This is a genomic window from Candidatus Methylomirabilota bacterium (genome assembly GCA_036005065.1).
Lineage (GTDB): Bacteria > Methylomirabilota > Methylomirabilia > Rokubacteriales > DASRDR01 > DASYQW01.
The window spans coordinates 1-17,947 of record DASYQW010000194.1 but is presented as its reverse complement, the minus strand read 5'-3'; the positions used below and the strand labels follow the sequence as shown (position 1 = coordinate 17,947).

The 17,947-nt window shown below is 73.4% G+C and carries 18 protein-coding genes and 2 riboswitches; of the genes, 2 read left to right on the top strand and 16 right to left on the bottom strand.

What is annotated here, in order from left to right; translation table 11 throughout:
• Position 1 precedes the first annotated feature (1 nt).
• The 16 genes from argS to VGW35_13940 form a co-directional block, all read right to left on the bottom strand.
• Positions 2–1,732 carry an arginine--tRNA ligase gene (gene argS, locus VGW35_14015; protein ID HEV8308773.1) on the bottom strand — a complete coding sequence of 577 codons (1,731 nt, stop codon included), beginning with the start codon at positions 1,730–1,732 and terminating at the stop codon, positions 2–4.
• Between the two features lie 60 nt (positions 1,733–1,792).
• Positions 1,793–2,806 (bottom strand): TonB family protein, encoded by a 1,014-nt coding sequence (locus VGW35_14010; GenBank protein ID HEV8308772.1) that lies wholly within the window; start codon positions 2,804–2,806, stop codon positions 1,793–1,795.
• Positions 2,803–4,305 (bottom strand): cobyric acid synthase, encoded by a 1,503-nt coding sequence (locus tag VGW35_14005; GenBank protein HEV8308771.1) that lies wholly within the window; start codon positions 4,303–4,305, stop codon positions 2,803–2,805. Before VGW35_14005 ends, VGW35_14010 begins: the two co-directional genes overlap by 4 nt.
• Positions 4,302–5,225, bottom strand: coding sequence for an adenosylcobinamide-phosphate synthase CbiB (gene cbiB / locus VGW35_14000; protein ID HEV8308770.1), 924 nt, complete (start codon positions 5,223–5,225; stop codon positions 4,302–4,304). The genes VGW35_14005 and cbiB overlap by 4 nt, the downstream gene beginning before the upstream one ends.
• Positions 5,222–5,857, bottom strand: a complete 636-nt coding sequence (locus tag VGW35_13995; protein ID HEV8308769.1) for an adenosylcobinamide amidohydrolase — start codon at positions 5,855–5,857, stop codon at positions 5,222–5,224. The genes cbiB and VGW35_13995 overlap by 4 nt, the downstream gene beginning before the upstream one ends.
• A gap of 4 nt (positions 5,858–5,861) precedes the next feature.
• Complete coding sequence (locus VGW35_13990) at positions 5,862–6,593, bottom strand: MBL fold metallo-hydrolase (GenBank protein HEV8308768.1); 732 nt, start codon at positions 6,591–6,593, stop codon at positions 5,862–5,864.
• A gap of 9 nt (positions 6,594–6,602) precedes the next feature.
• Entirely contained in the window at positions 6,603–8,492 is a 1,890-nt protein-coding gene (locus tag VGW35_13985; GenBank protein HEV8308767.1) for a TonB-dependent receptor, read from the bottom strand.
• A gap of 26 nt (positions 8,493–8,518) precedes the next feature.
• A riboswitch (cobalamin riboswitch) is annotated at positions 8,519–8,709 on the bottom strand.
• Between the two features lie 12 nt (positions 8,710–8,721).
• Positions 8,722–9,525 (bottom strand): ABC transporter ATP-binding protein, encoded by an 804-nt coding sequence (locus VGW35_13980; protein HEV8308766.1) that lies wholly within the window; start codon positions 9,523–9,525, stop codon positions 8,722–8,724.
• On the bottom strand, positions 9,522–10,538 hold the full coding sequence (locus VGW35_13975) for an iron ABC transporter permease (GenBank protein ID HEV8308765.1): 1,017 nt from the start codon (positions 10,536–10,538) through the stop codon (positions 9,522–9,524). Before VGW35_13975 ends, VGW35_13980 begins: the two co-directional genes overlap by 4 nt.
• Complete coding sequence (locus tag VGW35_13970) at positions 10,535–11,425, bottom strand: cobalamin-binding protein (protein ID HEV8308764.1); 891 nt, start codon at positions 11,423–11,425, stop codon at positions 10,535–10,537. The genes VGW35_13975 and VGW35_13970 overlap by 4 nt, the downstream gene beginning before the upstream one ends.
• The gene (locus VGW35_13965; protein HEV8308763.1) at positions 11,422–12,795 is read right to left on the bottom strand and encodes a cobyrinate a,c-diamide synthase; all 1,374 of its coding nucleotides are present in this window, start codon (positions 12,793–12,795) and stop codon (positions 11,422–11,424) included. The genes VGW35_13970 and VGW35_13965 overlap by 4 nt, the downstream gene beginning before the upstream one ends.
• 7 nt (positions 12,796–12,802) lie before the next feature.
• Positions 12,803–13,852 carry a nicotinate-nucleotide--dimethylbenzimidazole phosphoribosyltransferase gene (cobT, locus tag VGW35_13960; GenBank protein ID HEV8308762.1) on the bottom strand — a complete coding sequence of 350 codons (1,050 nt, stop codon included), beginning with the start codon at positions 13,850–13,852 and terminating at the stop codon, positions 12,803–12,805.
• The gene (gene cobU / locus VGW35_13955) at positions 13,849–14,385 is read right to left on the bottom strand and encodes a bifunctional adenosylcobinamide kinase/adenosylcobinamide-phosphate guanylyltransferase (protein HEV8308761.1); all 537 of its coding nucleotides are present in this window, start codon (positions 14,383–14,385) and stop codon (positions 13,849–13,851) included. Before cobU ends, cobT begins: the two co-directional genes overlap by 4 nt.
• Positions 14,386–14,457: 72 nt before the next feature.
• Positions 14,458–14,652: riboswitch (cobalamin riboswitch) on the bottom strand.
• Positions 14,653–14,729: 77 nt separating this feature from the next.
• Positions 14,730–15,839, bottom strand: coding sequence for an AI-2E family transporter (locus tag VGW35_13950; GenBank protein HEV8308760.1), 1,110 nt, complete (start codon positions 15,837–15,839; stop codon positions 14,730–14,732).
• Entirely contained in the window at positions 15,836–16,363 is a 528-nt protein-coding gene (locus VGW35_13945; protein ID HEV8308759.1) for a cyclic nucleotide-binding domain-containing protein, read from the bottom strand. The genes VGW35_13950 and VGW35_13945 overlap by 4 nt, the downstream gene beginning before the upstream one ends.
• 87 nt (positions 16,364–16,450) lie before the next feature.
• A complete protein-coding gene (locus VGW35_13940; protein HEV8308758.1) occupies positions 16,451–16,981 on the bottom strand; it encodes a DUF420 domain-containing protein in 531 nt (176 codons plus the stop codon).
• A 109-nt stretch (positions 16,982–17,090) separates the two neighbouring features.
• Between VGW35_13940 and VGW35_13935 the strand changes: the two genes are divergently transcribed.
• Positions 17,091–17,582 carry a low affinity iron permease family protein gene (locus VGW35_13935; protein HEV8308757.1) on the top strand — a complete coding sequence of 164 codons (492 nt, stop codon included), beginning with the start codon at positions 17,091–17,093 and terminating at the stop codon, positions 17,580–17,582.
• Positions 17,583–17,813: 231 nt separating this feature from the next.
• A partial coding sequence (locus VGW35_13930) for a BtpA/SgcQ family protein (GenBank protein ID HEV8308756.1) occupies positions 17,814–17,947 on the top strand: 134 nt, incomplete at its 3' end.

The window sequence follows — 17,947 nt, the reverse complement described above, 5'->3', positions numbered from 1 at the left end:
CTCACATCGACTCCGGTGCGCTGATGCCGAGCAGACCGAGGCCGTTCTCGAGCACCTGCCCGACGGCCCGGGTGAGGGCCAGCCGCGCTCGCGTCAAGGCCGGGTCCTCGGGCCGCACGACGCGGAAGGTCGGGTTGTGGGTGCCGAGGTGATGGTAACCGTGGAACTGGGCCGCCAGGTCGTGGAGGTAGGTGGCCACGCGATGGGGCTCGCAGGCCCGGGCCGCGCCGGCCACCAGGGCCGGGTACCGGAGGAGTGCCTTGATCAACGCGAGCTCTTCCGGCATGGCGAGGCGGCTCAGATCGACCTCGGCCCACTCTTCGGCGGTCGTCGGCGACGGCACACTGCGCTCCCGGGCGTGCTTCTCGATGCTCGATACCCGGGCGTGCGCATACTGGACGTAAAAGACCGGGTTCTTCTGCCAGTCGGTCTCGGTGGCGGCCTCGAGGTCGAAGTTCAGGTGACTCTCCGGGCTCCGGGTCACCATGAAGTAACGGAAGACGTCCGGGCTCCCGACCTGATCGAGGAGGTCGTCCACCGTCACGTAGGTCGCCCGGCGGGTGGACATCTTCACCTCGACACCCCCGCGCGTGATCGTCACGAACTGGTGGATGAGGTAGCGGATCCGCTCGGCCGGGAGGCCCAGGGCAGAGATCGCCGCCACCACATCCTTGGCCTCCTCGATGTGGTCGGCCCCCTGGACGTTCAGGATCCGATCGAAGCTCCGGCGCAGCTTCTCCCGGTGGTACGCGATGTCCGGGAGCCGGTAGGTCGGCTCTCCGCTCGATTTCACCAGCACCCGATCCTGCGGTCGATCCATGGCCGACAGCCGCAGCCAGGTCGCGCCGTCCTTGTCGTAGACGAGGCCGCGCGCCCGGAGGGCGGCCAGCGTCTCGTCGACCTTGCCGTCGGTGTAAAGCGAGGCCTCGTTGGAGTAGACGTCGAAGCGGATCCCCAGCCGGTCGAGCGTCCGCCGGATGTCCGCGAAGATCGCGTCCTCGGCGGCCTGGCGGAAGACCGGCTCGTGGCCATCGCCGGCCAGCGCCTGGCCGTGCTTGTCCAGGAGCCCCTGGGCGATCTCGCGGATGTACTCGCCCTGGTACCCGTCCTCGGGAAAGGCCGCCGGCCGTCCGATGAGCTCCAGGTACCGGGCCCGCACCGACTCGCCCAGGACCCGCATCTGGCGGCCTGCGTTGTTGAAGTAGTACTCGCGGACCGTCTCGTAGCCCATCGCCTCGAAGAGGCGGGCCACGCAGTCCCCGAGGATGGCTTGCCGTCCGTGCCCGAGGGTGAGCGGGCCGGTCGGGTTCGCGCTGACGAACTCCACCTGCGCCTTGAGGCCGCGGCCCTCGGTGCCCTCGCCAAACCGGGAGCCGACGGCGAGGATACGGGCCAGTCCGCGCTGGCAGAACGCCGGAGAGAGGAAGACGTTGAGAAAGCCCGGGCCGGCCACTTCGGCTCGCTCGACCGCGGGAATGGGCGGCAGGTGGTCCCGGATGGTCTCGGCCAGCGGGCGCGGCGGCCGCCGCTGGGCCTTCCCGAGCACCATGGCGACGTTGGTGGCATAGTCGCCGTGCGCGGCCTCGCGCGGGACGTCCCACACGATGTCGTCCCGCGGAACCGGCGGCAGACCCGCCCGGGCCAGCGCCTCGCGAACCGCGTCCGAGAGCACGAGCGTCACGTCGTCAGCCATGCTGCTGGCGTCGATCGTCACGGTTTCAGACAATTTCACCCACTATAGCCCACCGGCGGAAACGCTCGCCAAGAAAAAGGCGCCACGCGAGGCGCGTCCTCACTGGAGCTCGAAGACGACGGGCAACCGGATCGTGAGGGCGCGCGTCATGAGGCCGGAGGGAAACGCCAGCGGGGTGGCGTCGCGCACGGCGCGCACCGCGGCCTCGCGCAGCACGGCGGGGCTCTCCCGACTCGTCGCCGACACCCCGGCCAGCCGGCCATCGACGCCGATCCGGATCTCGAGCTCGACGGTTCCCTGAACCCGGTGGCGGATGGCCAGCCATGGATAGACGAGTCGCTCCTGGATCCGGCGCCGGAGCGCGCGGACGTAGGTGTCGTACTCGGGCGGGATCGCGGCCCCGTAACCACCCGGCAGCGCCGCGATCTCCTCGCGGCTCGCGCTGGCGGCGGCTCCCCCCTCGCCTCCGGACGTCGCCGCGGACGCGCGTTCCGGGTCGGCTCGGGTCGGGACCGACCCCGCGCTCCCGCCGGCGGCGCGCGGCCCGGTGTCGGCGGCGGACGGCGACGTCCCGGGCGTCGGGTCCGCGCCGCTGGCCACCGGCGTGCCACCGGCCTCCGCCGACTCGAAGGAATCCGGCCGCGGGCCTCCGCCGCTCGCGCCCGCCGGCTCCGGTGCCGGCGTCGGGTCGGCCGGCGCGATCGGCGCGGCCGCCGGCGAGTCGGAGGCTGGCGGGGCCGGGGCGCCGGGCAGCGGCGCGGGCGAGTCCGGCGGCCGAGGCGGCTCCACCGCCGGCGGTCGACCGCTCTCGACGGGCACCGGTGCTTCCGGCGTGGGCGCCGGAGGCTCGGCCCTCGGCGCGGGCCGCGGCGCCGGGGGCCGCGCGGCCGGACGCGCCGCGCGGTCGGCGGAGGGGAACGACGGCGTGGCGCGCGATGCGGGACTCGAGACGGCCACGATGGGCTCGCCGAGGTCGACGAAGAGCGGCGGCAGATCCCGCGCCTTCGCCACCGGCTCGGGGCCGAATCCGAGCCCCCGGAGGGTGGCTGCCAGCCCCGCGTGGAGCGCGAGCGACAGGACCAGCGCCGCCAGGACCGCGCGCGTGTCGCTCATGACCTGGCCCCGGGGACCCGGACGTCGATGAGCTTGACGAGCGCCGCGACGTCGACGTGGGCGCGAACGACCGCGGCGAGGCGCCCGTACTCGCGCTCGCGGAGGGCACGGTAGTCCTCGGACGGCGCCGACGGGATCGCTGTGGGCTCCAGCCCGGCGAGGAGCACGCGCCGGACGTGGGGGGCGTCAAACACTCCGTGAAGGTAGCTGCCCCATACTCGGCCGTCGGCCGACACCACGCCGTCCGGCCGCGGCCCCCCGGGCTCTTCGACGAAGGCGAACGGCGTGGCGGTGTCCTCCAGCCGGGTCCGACCCAGGTGGAGCTCGTAGGCTTCGAACGGCTCGCCGCCGCCCGGGAGACGCGCGCGGACCCGCCGGGTGATCTTCCCGCGGCCCAGCACCGTGGTGACCGGCAGGCAGCCGAGACCTTCGGTTCGTCCGCCGCTCTCGAGCCCGTCGGGATCTTCCACGACGCGGCCCAGCATCTGGAGCCCGCCGCAGATCCCGGCCAGATGCCCGCCCCGCGCCACGTAGCCCCGGAGCGCCTCGGCGAACCCGCTCGTGTGGAGCCAGCGCAGATCGGCCAGCGTGTCCTTCGAGCCCGGGAGCACGACCAGGGCCGCCTCCCGGACCTCCTCCGGGCGGCGCGCGTAGCGCAGCTCGATGTCGGGGTCGGCGGCCAGCGGGGCGAAGTCGGTGAAGTTGGCGATGTAGGGCAGGCGAACGACCACGATCGCGATCCGGGCCGATCGCGGCTCCCGGCGCGCCTCCAGGGCGACGCTGTCCTCCTCGGGAAGGTGGAGGTCGGCCACGTACGGCACGACCCCGAGGACGGGACGCCGGGCTCGACGCTCGAGGAAGTCGAGGGCCGGCGCCAGCAGCTCGCGGTCGCCGCGGAAGCGGTTGACGAGAAATCCCCGCACCCGGCGACGATCCGCGCGGCCGAGGAGCGCCAGCGAGCCGACGAGGCTCGCAAAGACACCCCCCCGGTCGATGTCGCCGACGAGGATCACGGGAGCCCGGGCGAGCCGTGCGACGGCCATGTTCGTGAGGTCGGCCGCCATCAGGTTCGGCTCGGCCGGGCTCCCCGCGCCCTCGATCACGATCAGCTCGTGGGCCCGCGCGAGGCGCTCGTAGGCCGCGCCGACCGCGTCCCACAGCTCGGCCCGCCGCCCGTAGTAGTCGCGCGCCGACAGCGTCGCCCACGCCCTGCCGCCGACGATCACCTGGGAGCCGCTCGTCTCCGGCTTCAGCAGAATCGGGTTCATGTCGACCGAGGGCGCGAGGCCCGCCGCTTCTGCCTGCATCGCCTGCGCCCAGCCCATCTCGCCGCCGTCCCGCGTCACGTAGGCGTTGAGCGCCATGTTCTGGGCCTTGAACGGCGCCACATCGCAGCCGTCCTCACGGAAGAGACGGCAGAGCGCGGCGGTCAGGACGGTCTTGCCCACGTGGGACCCCGTGCCCTGCAGCATGATCGCTCGCGCCCGGCGCCGGCTCATCGTCCGTTCCTGCGGCCGAGCGCGAGCGCCCAGGCCGCGCCGACCACGAGCGTCGCGGCCGCGCCGAACACCCACACCGCCCGCCGGATGGTCTCGGGGGATTCCGGCAGCACGCCGTCGCCGAGCCGGTAGGCGCCCGGCTTGGCGAGCCCGAGCCCGAGGGCGCCGGCCAGGGCCGCCATGGGCCATCCGGCGTTCGGGCTCGCCGTCCGCCCGTGATCGCGCCAGGCGACCCGGGCGGCCGCCCCCGCGTCCTCGCCGGCCAGCGCCGCCCCCGCCACGATCGCGCCCGCCGCGACCCGTGCCGGGAGCAGGTTCGCCACGTCGTCGAGGCGCGCGGCGGCTTTCCCGAAGCGCTCGTAGCGCGCGTCGCGGTACCCCCACATGGCGTCCGCCGTGTTGAGCGTCCGGTAGACCCAGGCCGCCGGCAAGCCGCCGGCCGCGTAGGCCAGGAGTGGCCCCGCCACGCTGTCCGCCAGGTTCTCCGCCACCGACTCCACCACCGCCGAGGTGACGAGCGCGGCGTCGAGCTCCTCCGTCACCCGGCTCACGAGGTGACGCCCGAGGCGCCGCTGCGCCTCGCCGAGGTCACCCGTCTCCAGGGACGCGCGGACCTCCCCGGCGGCTCCGGCGAGGCGCCGCACGGCGAAGGTCGGCTTGAGGGCCACCGCCTCGAGGAGCGTCCCCGCCCACCCGAGCCGCCGGAGCACCATCCCGGCGCCGGCCGCCACGGCCCAGGCCGTCGCGGTCACCGCGAGGACGGCGGCGGCGCCGCTCGCAACGGTGCGACACGCCGCCCGCGCCTCGGCCCGGGCCAGCGCGCGGCCGATCCAGACCACGGGGTGCCACCGGACCGGCGGCTCCCCGGCCACGAGGTCGAGTCCGACCGCCAGAAGCACGACAGCGGGCCGCGGTCTCATCCGCGCGTGATCCCTTCGAGCACCGCCCGGCGCACGGCGCGGGCCAGCAGCCAGCCACCGGTGGCCGCGGGCCCGAGATAGGGCAGGCGCTTCCCCCGGCCGGTCCACGCCACCACCACCGCGTCGGTCACCGTTCCCGTCGCCGGCAGCCCTTCGGGCGTCAGGACCCGCGCGTCGCCGAGGGCGCCGACCTTGGCCTCGGTCGCCGTGATCACGCCGTTGACCGCGGCCCCGGCGTCCAGACACGCGTCGAGGAGCAGGATCGTGTTGATGGTCGACGGGCGCCAGGGCTCGACGGGACTCGTGCCGGCCGAGACCGTCGCGCCGATGGCCACGGTGACGATCGCGGTCACCGTCACGCCGTCGGCGGCTTCGGTCACGGGCGTCGCCCGGTGGGTCGGGGCGGCGGTCATGAGACCGACGAAGGCTTCCGTGATGCCGAGGCGGCGGGCGAAGGCGCTGAGCTCGGCGTCCAGACCCTCCCGGTGCCCGTGAGGCCAGTGCATGTTCAGGATGTGCCGGGTCGTCGGGAGCTCGCCGCCCACGAACGCGGACGAGACGACGTGGAGGGGCGCGTGGCTTCGCACCCAGACCGCCTCGCGGTTCACGTCGACGGTGACGCCGGCGATCATCGCGTCACACGACCACCCGCTGGCCGTCTTCGGCCCACTCGACCCCGGGCAGCGGGAGCCGTCCCAGCATGTCCTCGCTCATGTGGGTGAGGATGAGCCGCCGGCAGCCGAGCCGCGGGCGCTCGGCCATGAGGGTCCGGTAGTCGAGGTGGTACTTGACCTTCTTCTCGAAGAAGTACGCCTCGCAGACGAAGAGGTCGGCCCCGCCCGCCACCTCCAGCAGAGCGTCCGTCCATTCCGTGTCTCCGGAGTAAGCGATCACCTTGCCATCGCCGGCCACGCGCAAGGCGAACGACGGGGCCCCGCTCCCGTGAACGACCTCGAATGGCGTCACCGACACCGGGCCGACTGCCGTCGCGACGCGGTCGGTCAGCTCGACGAAGTCGAGAATGAACGACCGCTGCACGCGGGTGGAGCCGGGAAACAGCACCTCCATCGCGTCGCGGAGGCGCGCCTCCAGTCCCGGTGGTCCCGCCAGCCGGAGCGGCCGCGTCCGGTGGCGGAACTGGGCGTCGAGCACGAGGAAGGGCAGCCCTCCGAAGTGGTCGCCGTGGAGATGGGAGAGGAGGACGAGGTCGACCCCGGCGGGATCGATCCCGAAGCGCCGCATCGCGATCAGCGACGAGGTCCCGCAGTCGATCAGGAACTCCGAGGCCCCGGACCGGACGTGGAGGCACGTCTGGAAGCGCCCCCCGCTGCCGAAGGCGTCCCCCGACCCCACGAAGCGCAGCTCCACGGTCTGGCCCTAGAACGTCGCGCGGATGCCGGCCACGACGTGGGGCCCGAGCGCCGGAAAGCCCGGCACCTCGGCGTAATCCTCGTCGAGGAGGTTGGTCACTTTCACGTGCAGGGCCACCTCGGAGAGCGGGCCCCAGCGCCACGGCAGGCGATAGGCCGCGCCCACGTTGACGACCGTGTACCCCGGGCTCCGCGGTTGCCCCGTCGCCTCGAACCGGCTGCCGACGACGAAGAGCTCACCCGTGAGGGTCAGGCCGCGCAGCACCTCGTAGATCGCCGACAGGGCCCACCGGTTCCGCGGGAAGCGCCGGAGCGGCTGGCCGGTCACGCGGTCTTCGGTGTCGGTGTACGTGTACGCCAGGGTGACGAGCAGCGTGTCAGTCGGGGCCACGCTGACCTCCGCCTCCACGCCCTGACTTCGCGCCCGGCCGACGTTCTGGGCCTGGAAGCAGAAGTTCACCGGGTCGACGAGCGCGGTCTGGACCAGGTCCCGGAAGTCGTTCCGGAAGTAGGTAGCGCCGAGGCGGACCCGCCGGGCCCAGAGCTGCTGCTCGACGCCCGCGTCCCAGCTCTCGCTCTTCTCCGGCCGGAGATCCGGGTTGCCGAAGGACGGGCACGGCGCGAACGCCGGAAAGAACAGCTCGTTGAACGTCGGGGCCCGGAAGCCTTCCCCCCAGCTTCCCTTGAGGCGCGTGTCGGTGGCCCGGAGGAGATAGGAGACCGCGGCGCGCGCGGTGGTGGCATCGCCGAAGCCGCTGTTGTCGTCGTGGCGGATCCCGCCGGTCAGGAAGAGCCGGTCGAACAGCCGGAGCTCGTTCTGCAGGAACAGCGCGCGGGTGTCGGTCGCCCGGGAGAAGAGTCCCTCATTGGTCCCCTCTTCCCGGCGGTACTCGAGACCCAGGGTCACCGTGTCCAGCGTGCCGAGGTGGACGTGGTGGAGCCAGTCCGCCTCGAGCCGCTCGGTCTCGATCCGGGAGCGCTGCTGGAAGCGATCGTCCGGGTCGCGGAACGTGAGCGTACCCTCCACGCGGGAGAGACGCAGCGCGTGCTCATAGAACGCGGCCCAGGGCTGACGCCACTCGAGGCTCACCAGCGCGAACTGGTCGGCCTGCGTCCGATGGAGGGCGAAGTCCGGGAAGACGGTCCGGAACGGGATTCCGCGGTCGGCGTCGGAGTAGCGTCCGAGGAGCGCGAGCTCGCCCCGGTTCGGCAGGGCGTACCCGACCCGGCCGTTCACGCTGGTGAGCCGGTGGTCGTCGTTCGGGAACTGGCCGCCGAAATCGAGCCGCGAGACGCCGAGGGAGAAGTTCCATGCCCCCAGCGTCCCCGCGACGCCCGCCCGCTCCCGGAAGGTGTCGTAGTTGCCGGCCTCGACGTCGACGAAGGCCGACGGCGCGCCCCGGCCGCGCTTGGTGATGATGTTGATGACCCCCCCTATCGCGTCGGCGCCGTAGAGGGTCGACTGCGGCCCGCGGACCACCTCGATGCGCTCGACGTCGTCCAGGGAAAGGTCCGCGAAGTCGAAGTCGCCCGTGGTCGTGCTCTTCACCCGCACGCCGTCGACCAGGACCTGCACCTGGGTCGGCGCGGCCCCGCGGATCCGCACGGTCGTGAGCTTTCCGAGGCTGCCCGAGCGCTGCACGTCGACTCCCGGCACCGAGCGCAGCGCCTCCTCCACCGTCCGGTACTCCTGCGCGCGCAGGACCTCTTCCGGAATGATCGTCACCGACCCACCGATCTGTTCCAGCGGCTCTTCGAGCCGGGTGGCCGTGATGACCACCGGCTCCGCCCGCTGAACCTCGCTCGGGGACGGCGTCGCCGGCTGCGCCGCCACCGGACCGGCGGCCATCGCCCATCCCAGGATCGTCAGCCCACCCCATCGAGTCATCCCGTTCATCGCACCCTCCTGTTCCGCGAAAGAGTGCCGCTTCGCTCGTCCCCGATCGGTCTCCTGACTCGTGGCTCATCGCGCACACCGCACCTTCCCAGGGCTCCTCACCCCAGTGGTTCGTCGGCGGGGCGCTCCCCACTCACAGTTGCGGGACAGTGCCGGACTCGGCGCGCAGCGGCGGCGCCTCCACCGGCTTCCCGGCATCGGGGACGAGTTCATCCGATACCCGCCGCTCTCACCTCCCCTCGTCGACGGTCTCGGGCCACCGGACGGCCACCATGGGCCGCCCGGAAACCGGGCTCTTGTCCACTCGCACGGGGCAGCCATAGGCGGCCTCGAGGGTGGGCTCGTCGAGCACTTCGGCCGGGGTCCCGACCTTGGCCAGACGCCCGCAGCTCAGGAGGATCAGCCGATCGGTCACCTCGCTGGCCAGGTTCAGATCGTGGCTCACCAGGAGGATCGTCGTGCCCCGGTCGCGGTTGAGCCGCCGGAGAAGCCCGGCCAGCTCCCGCTGATGGCGCAGGTCCAGGTGACTGGTCGGCTCGTCGAGCAGGAGAAGCTGCGGCTCCTGGGCGAGCGCTCGCGCCAGCGCGGCGCGCTGGCGCTCGCCGCCGGAAAGCGTGTCGAGCCGCTCGCCCGCGAGAGGGAGCACCCCGGCCAGCGCCATGGCCTCGCGGGCCCGCGTCAGGTCCTGGGGCCCCTCGAAGAATCGGCCCTCCGCGTGAGGATGGCGCCCCATCAGGCAGAGCTCTTCCACGGTCAGCGGGAAGGCCGCGCCGACCTCCTGCGGCACGACCGCCACTCGGCGGGCCAGGGCGCGCCGCGACAGCCGTCCGAGCGGCGCGCCGTCGACGCGGATCTCGCCGCCGTCCGGCTCGTGCACTTTCGACAGGAGCCGGATCAGCGTCGTCTTCCCCGAGCCGTTGGGCCCGATGACGCCGAGGACCTCCCCGGCCGCCACCTCGAACGAGATGCCCTCGAGGCGGAAGGCACCCCCGTAGCCGAAGCGCACGCTCCGCACCTCGACCAGCGGCGTCACCCCAGGCGCTCCCGCAGTCGAGTGCGCAGCAGGTAGATGAAGAACGGCGCCCCGCAGAACGCCGTGATGACGCCGACCGGGAGCTCGGCCGGCCGGGCGACGACCCGAGCGAGCGTGTCGGCCAGGACGAGGAAGGCCCCCCCGACGCCGGCGGCGGCCGGGATCAGCAGGCGGTTGTCCGACCCGACGGTCAGCCGCACCGCGTGGGGCACGATGAGGCCCACGAAGCCGATCGGGCCCGTGTGGGCCACGATGACCCCGGTCAGGAGCGAGGCCGCGACGAAGATGACGCGCTTGACGCGCTCGGCCTCGACACCGAGCTGGAGCGCCGGCTCCTCGCCGAGGGCCAGGAGGTTCAGCGCACGCGCCTGGGCGTAGATCGCGCCGATACCCGCCGCGCAGCCGAGCGCCATCACCACGACGGGACGGTACCCGGCGGCGCCGAGGCTGCCCATGAGCCAGTGGAGGATCCCGCCGAGCCGGGCGAAGTCGGCCAGCGAGATGATCAGCGTGATGGCCGCCGAGAAGAAGAGCCCGATGATCACGCCGGCCAGCAGGAGCGTCTGGATGGGGAGGCGTCCGCCGACGGATGCGATGAGGTAGACGGCGCTGGCGGCGACCAGGGCGCCCAGGAAGGCGGCGGCCGACAGCCCGAACGCGGCGAGGAGCGACCCCTCGAGCCCGGCGATCTGGCCCAGCACCGCGCCGAGCGCGGCTCCGCTGGCGACCCCGAGTACCGCCGGATCGGCCAGGGGGTTCCGCGTCACCGCCTGGAAGCCCACCCCGGCCACCGCCAGTCCCATGCCGGCCAGGGCAGCCAGCAGGATTCGGGGCAGCCGGAGGCCGAGGACCACCGTCGTCGCCAGCTCCGACACCTGACGCCCGAGCAGGGTGGCGACGACCTCCGCCGGACTCAGCCGGGCCGCGCCGAGGGCGAGCGCGCCGAGCGAGACGGCGGCGAGGGCCAGCGCGACGGCGCCGGTGGTGAGGAGGACGCGCCGCCGCGTGATCACCAGGCCACCTCCGGGTGGAGCAGCCGGGCGAGGGCCCGTAACCCCTCCACGATCCGCGGGCCCGGGCGATGGACCAGGTCGCCGTCGATCCGGTACACGCGGCCCTGCCGGACGGCCGGCAGCAGCGTGAGATGCTGCCACTCCCGGAGCCGCTCGTCGACCGTCACCTCCCCGTGCTGGGCCAGGACGATCCGCTCGGGCCGGCGCGCGACGGCCTCCTCCAGCGAAAAGCGGGGATAGGGCAACCGCTCGTCTCCCGTCACGCTCTCGCCACCGGCGCGGCGAATCAGGTCGGTGATCAGCGTGTCGCGTCCGGGCACGATGAGCGGGTCCCCCCACAGCACGTAGAGCACCCGCGGCCGCGGCGCGTCCTGCACGGCCCGCGCGACCTCATCCGCCTGGCGCTTCATCGCGTCCACACGCCGCCGCGCCTCGGTCTCGCGGCCGAGCACCCGGCCGATGCGCTCGATCGAGTCGAGCACGGTGACGAAGTCGAGCGGCCGGACGACGTAGACCGGGATCCCGAGGTCCTCGAGACCGCGGATGTGCTCCTCCCGGTTGCCCTCGGTCGTCGCCAGGACGAGGTCGGGCTTGAGGGTGAGAATCACCTCGAAGTTCGGGGTGTAAATGCCGCCTACCTTGGGCTTCGCCCGCGCCTCTCTCGGGAAGTCGCAGTACTCCGTCACGCCCACCAGCTGCTCCCCGGCCCCCACGGCGTAGGCGATCTCGGTGAGACTCGGGGCGAGCGAGACCACGCGGCCCGGCCGCTCGGGGACGGTGACCCGCCGCCCGAGCATGTCCTGGACCTCCGCCGCCCGCGAGGGGGCGGCCGCCCCCACGAGGGCGACGACGAGGACGGCCGCGAGCGGCAGCCTCGCGCGCCTCATCGGGCGGTGAGCCCGGGCCGCGCGCGGTCGCAGGCCGCCACGAACGCCTCGGCCGTCCCGGGCCGCGAGCCGAGGTGGAGGTGCACGTAGCTCGCCAGCGTGTTGGCCACGCGGTAGCCCTCGCGCCACGGCTCGCCGCCCGCGGGATCGACCACGCGATAGGAGGTCTCGACCCCGGCCGGCGGCGCCGCCAGATGGGAGCGGTGGAACTCGTGGCCGCGGAGGCGGGACCCGGCCGGACCGAGGAGCCCGGCGGAGTCCAGGCGGACTTCCCGGTAGCCGAGCGTCAGCCGCCGGGGCGTCATGCGCACGTGAAGCGGCAGCACCCCGACCATCGGCTGGCGCCGACCTTCCATGTCTTCCAGGGTCTCGGCGAGATACATGAGGCCGCCGCACTCGGCGTAGACCGGCCGCCCGTCGCGGACGAACGCGGCGACGGCCGCGCGCGCCGCGCCATTCTCGGCGAGCCGGGCCGCGTGTACTTCGGGGTATCCGCCCCCCAGGTAGAGCGCGTCGACCTCCGGAAGCCGCGAGTCCTCGAGCGGACTCCACGCGACGATCTCGGCGCCCGCCAAGCGGAGCGCCTCGAGATTGTCGGGATAGTAGAACTGGAACGCCGGGTCGAGGGCGACGCCGAGGCGGATCCGGGCCGGCCCGCACGGCGCCGGAGCCTCGGCGCCGACGGTGCTCCGGGCGAGGGCCAGGCACCCGTCGAGGTCGACGCCGTCCTCGGCCAGGTCCGCCAGCGCCTCGAACATGCCCGGTGGGAACCGCCGCTCGCGGGCGGTGACGAGGCCCAGGTGGCGCTCGGGCAGGCGGAGGTCGTCCCGCCACGGCAGGGCACCGAGCGGGAGGGCGCGGCACCGACCGGCCAAGGCGTCGGTGAGGCACCCGGTATGGCGCTCGCCTCCGACGCGGTTGAACACGACCGCGGCCACCTCGAGGCCGGAATCGTATTGCTCGGCGCCCAGGACCACCGCCCCCGCGCTGCGGGCCTGGGCCGCCGCGTCGACGACGAGGAGGACCGGGAGGCCCAGTCGCTTGGCGACCTCCGCGGTGCTCCCCGTCTCGCTCCGGCCGTCCAGGCCGTCGAAGAGGCCCATGACGCCCTCGACCAGGACCAGGTCCGCGTCCGTCCCGGTGCGGGCGAAGGCCGCGCGCAGCGCATCGTGGGACAGCATCCAGCTGTCGAGCGTCCGGCTCGGCGCGCCGCTGACCGCCTCATGGAAGCCCGGGTCGATGAAGTCCGGCCCCACCTTGGCGCAGCGCACGCGGAGCCCGCGGCGACGGAAGGCCGCGGCCAGCGCGAGGGTCACGGTGGTCTTGCCCACGGACGACGCCAGGCCGGCCACGCACAGCGCGCGGATCATCGGCGCCTCAGGGGAGCCGTCCCGACACGCCGGCCTCCTTGAAGGTCGCCATGTCCGTGTAACAGGCGAGGGCGGCCCGGATGAGCCCGATCCCCAGGGCGGCGCCGGTCCCCTCGCCGAGCCGCATGCCGAGGTCGAGGTACGGGGCGAGGCCCAGCGTCTCCAGGAGGACCCCGTGACCCGGCTCGGCGCTGCGGTGGGCCGCGATCAGGTACTCGCGGACCTCGGCCCGCAGGCGGACGGCGACGAGTGCGGCCGCGGTCGCGATGAAGCCGTCGAGGACCACAGGGACGCGGCGGGCGGCGCCGGCGAGGACGACGCCCACCAGCCCCGCGATCTCGAGGCCGCCCACCGCCGCGAGGACGCCGAGTCCGTCGCGGGGGTCGGGACGATTCGTCCCCAGCCCCCGCCGGATCACCGCCACCTTTCGCGCCCAGGCGGCATCGTCCACCCCCGTCCCCCGCCCCGTCACCGCCGCGGGGTCGGCGCCGGTGAGCGCCGCGGTGAGCGCGCTCGCCGCGGTCGTGTTGCCGATGCCCATCTCGCCGGTGCCGATGCAATCCGGGGCGGCGTCCTCGACGAGCGCGGCCCCAGCCGCGATCGCCGCCAGCGCCTCCTCGCGCGTCATGGCGGGGCCCTCGGCGAAGTTCCGCGTACCCCGGGCGATCTTCCGCAGCTCGAGTCCGGGCCGCGGTCCGAGGTCGACGGCCACGCCCAGGTCGGCGACCACGACCCGGGCGCCGACGTGGCGCCCGAGAGCGTTCACCGCGGCGCCGCCCTGACAGAAGTTCTCGACCATCTGCGCCGTCACCGCCTGCGGGTACGCGCTCACGCCCTCGGTCACGACGCCATGGTCCCCGACGAGGGTGAAGATGACCGGCGCGGCGACGCGCGGCATCGCCTGTCCCGTGATGAGGGCGACGCGCGCGGCGAGCGTCTCGAGCCGCCCGAGGCTCCCGGGCGGCTTGGTGAGGCGCTCGAGGCGCGCATGGGCGGCCAGAGCCACGTGAGGATCCGGGGCCACGATCCGGCTGAGCAGCGCGTCCAGCGAGCTCACGGGAGACGCTTGAGCCACCAGGGGCAGCCGGCCACCAGCAGCACCACCTCGTCCGCCGCGCGCGCGACGGCCTGGTTGACGAGTCCCAGGGCGTCCCGGAAGCGGCGGCCGAGCGCGGTCTCGGGGTGGACTCCCCAGCCGACTTCGTTCGACACCAGGACGAGCCCGAACAGGCGGCGCTGGCCGAGGTCCGCGAGTCGCTCCGCCTCGACGAGTAGCTCGCGGTCCGGCAGGTCGGGGCGCCGGGCGAGCAGGTTGGCGACCCACAGGGTGAGGCAGTCGACGATGACCGCGTCGGCTTTCCCCTCGAGCCCGGCCACGGCTTCGGCGAGCGCGAGCGGCGCCTCCACCGTGTTCCAGCGCGGCGGCCGGTCGGCCTGGTGGCAGGCGATCCGCGCCGCCATCTCGGGGTCTCCAGCTTCAGCCGTCGCCACGAAGGTGACGCGCTCACCCACGACGGCGGCGCGCGCAACCGCGTAGGCGCTCTTGCCGGCGCGGGCGCCGCCCAGGACCAGCAGGGTCCGGGCGCTCACCGGAGACGGTGGTCGGGGAGCGGACTCGGCGAGAGAGCGTGCGGCACCCGGGCCTCCCCTCGAAGACCGGTCAGGGCAACTCGGGTCCCGGGCAGGTTTCCTGGCTTTCGGATCGTCCTACTCGTCGCCGCCTTCCCAGCGCCGCTGTCCGGCGCCAGTGGCCACTCGGCGACTTTCGTCCCCGATCACAGTGACGGGGTCGCGGCGGTCTCGCACCGCCTTCCCTCTTGGCCCCTGCGGGGGCGCACCCGGGACCCCGTCAACGGCTGGGCGGTACCGTATCAGACGGGCCCGGGGCCGTCAAGCGCCGCCGGCCGGCCGGGCGCCCCCGCGTCCTTCAGGGCTCAGCAGACGTAGTGCGGCGCCGCCGCGGCCTCGCCGGAGGTCGGAGCCGGACCCGCCATGGCCCGGTGGTGCTCGAGGAGGAGCCGCGCGATCTCCTGGAGCGCGGTGACGAACGGCACGGCCAGCACCATGCCGAAGATGCCGAGGGCCTGGTTGCCGGCGACGACGGAGGCCAGAAGGAGCATGGGGTGGAGGTGCAGGCTCCGGCCGATGGTCAGCGGCTGGAGCAGGACGTCGTCTACGACCTTGATCGCGACGAAGAGGGCCACGACGCGGGCTACGGCGGCGATGCCCTGACCGTCGGTGAGCACCGCCAGGCCGGCCGCGCTCGCGCCGAGGATCGGGCCCAGGAACGGCACGGCATTGGCGAGCCCGGCGAACGCCCCTAGCAAGAGGGGATAGGGTACGCCGAGCGCCCAGAGGCCGACCGAGGCCAGCACGCCGACGGCGAGCACGTCCAGGGCCACGCCCCGGAGGTAGCGTCCGATGATCTGCTCGATCTCGCACCAGACGGCCACGGTGGTCTCGATGTGGATGGGCGGCAGCCGGTCCATGACGAACGCGATCGCCCGCCGGCTGTCCCGCAGGAGGAGGAAGGCGAAGAGCGGGACCAGGACGACGGTGATGAACACCTTCCCGGCATGCTCGAGCAGTTCGGTCAGGTTGCCGCCCCGCCCCGCGACGAGGGGCTCGAGCCAGCGGGTTCGGCCTTCCGGATTCGGCAGCACGCGACGAAGTCCGGGGTACGTGTCACGCAGCTCGCGGACGGCCAGGTCGATGGCCGCCTCGACCTGGTCCGTCAGCGCCGGCAGTCCCTCGGCGAGCGCCCCGGCCTCGGCGCGGAGGCGCGGGCCCAGGGCGAAGCCCCCGCCCACCACGACGAGGGCGAACGCGAGGTAGAGTCCCATGACCGCCACGCTGCGCTTCGTGCCGATGCCTTCGGCCCACACGATCAAGGGGTTCAGCAGGTAGGCCACGCCGGCGGCCAGGAACAGCGGCAGCACGAGGCCCCGAAAGAGATAGACGACAACCACGACGGCGGCCCCGCCCAGGATCCAGGGCAGCAGCCTTCCCCGATCGGGCCTCGCGCCGCCCTGCGGCTCGGTCATGGCGTCCCCGGGGACCGGGGGTCCGCAGCGGGGGCCACGGCGCCGTGGGAGTCGGCGGCATTGGTCCGCCGCACGTACGTCGCGAGCGTGCGGAGCAGGTTGCGCAGCACTACTCGCGCGATGCCCGGGCTCCCCTCCACCAGTGCCTCGAAGTCGGTCCGATACAGGATGAGCAGGCGTGAGGGGGCGGTCACCCGGGCGGTGGCCGAGCGCGGCAGGTCGTCGATCAGGGCGAGCTCGCCGAAGCAGGCCCCGGGGCCGAGCGAGCGCAGGACCAGGTCGCCGCCGGGCGCCGCCTGCGTGATCGCCACCGCCCCCTCGAGGACGATGAAGAGCCCCTTGCCGGGATCGCCCTCCCGGAAGACGACGTCGCCGGGCGTGTAGGCCTTCTCGAAGAGCTGGGTGGCCAGGCGACCGAGCAGCCGCCGGGAGAGGCCCGCGAAGACCGGGGTCCGGGCCAGGAGCGCCACGCGACGCGCCTGCTCGGTGTCCCGGGCCCAACCGAGCCAGCGAGGCCACCTCATGGGTCTACCCCTCTGGAAAGCCGCGGACGACGGGATGCGACGGGGATCGGCCCGGGCCGGCTCATGGCGCGCACTATACCTCCGCCGTCACGGCGAGGGAAAGAGGTGGTAGAGCATCCAGTAGACGACGACGCCCGTGATCGACACGTAGAGCCAGATCGGCAGGGTGACCCGGGCGATCCGCCGGTGGCGCGCGAAGTCGCCGCCGAGCGCGCGGTAGATCGTGGTCAGGGCCAGCGGCACGATGAGCGCCGCCAGCACGATGTGGGAGACGAGCAGCACGAAGTAGGCCGCGCGGACGGGCCCCCGCCCCGTGAAGGCCACCGACCCCGCCTGCGCGTGGTAGATCACGTAGGAAACCAGGAACAGCGTGGACAGGGTGAAGGCGGTGAGCATGCAGGTCCGGTGAGCGGCGACCCGCTTGCGGCGGATGAGGAGGAAGCCTGCCGTCAGGAGGACCGCGCTCGCTCCGTTGAGGCCGGCATTGATCGCGGGGAGCGCCGAGACGGCGGGCGCCCCGCGGCCCTCGGCGGTCCGGCCCAGGAGGAGCACGGCGACCAGCCCGATGACCAGGACGGAGACGAGGCCGATGACCAGGAGAGCCGCGCGGTCACTCATGGAATAATGAGAATAGATGCGACGCCGATGGCTGTCGAGACCAGTCCGGCGGCCACCGGCCACGAGTCCCATTGACGAGGACCTCGTCCTCCGAGTGCGAGGTGCGACCATGCCCTCTCGGAATCCGTCGGCCAAACGTCCCGGTCCCGGCGGTGCTGCCGGCAGGCGACGGCGGTCCATCCCGATCCCAGCCCGGCTTCACGAGGCGTTCGAGCAGTTCGCCCGCCGGATCTCACTCCTGGTCGGCAGCCCGTCGGCCTTCATTCTTGCCGTGCTCACGATCGTCGTCTGGAGCTTCACCGGGCCCCTCTTCGGCTACTCCGACAGCTGGCAGCTCATCATCAACACGGGGACGACCATCGTCACGTTCCTGATCGTCTTCCTGATCCAGCACACCCAGAACAAGGACGCCCACGCCATTCAGCTCAAGCTGAACGAGCTGATCGCGGCAGTCGAGGGCGCCTCGAATCTGCTGATCGACATCGAGGAGCTGTCCGACCAGGAGCTGGACCGGCTCCAGGAGCGCTTCCGGCGGCTCGTCGCCCACGCGCGCAAGGAGAGCGCGACGGGCGGCGCCCACAGCGTCGAGGAGGAACCCTAGATCATGGGAGGGGGCCTCGACGGCCCCCTCCCAGACCCTCCCCCGGGAGGGTTCCGCGGGCAAGCCCGCGCTCGGAGTGGAACACCGACCCGCGGCGGCTGGGCGAGGCGTTGGCGCGCGATTACTCCGACAGCTTCCTAGGCGCTCCGTGAGCCGGCCCGAGCCGATTCCCATCGCGCCGGGTCGTCCCCGGTCGTCGGCGGGGCTCGCCGCTCCTCCGAGGGTCGGGTCGTGAGCCGCGAGCCGCTCCCCGGGCTCTCGCGTCTTCTCATCGGGATGGTCCATCTGCTGCCGCTCCCCGGAAGTCCGCGCTGGGGAGGGTCGCTGGCCCGGGTCGTCGACCGCGCCGTGGCCGACGCGCGGGC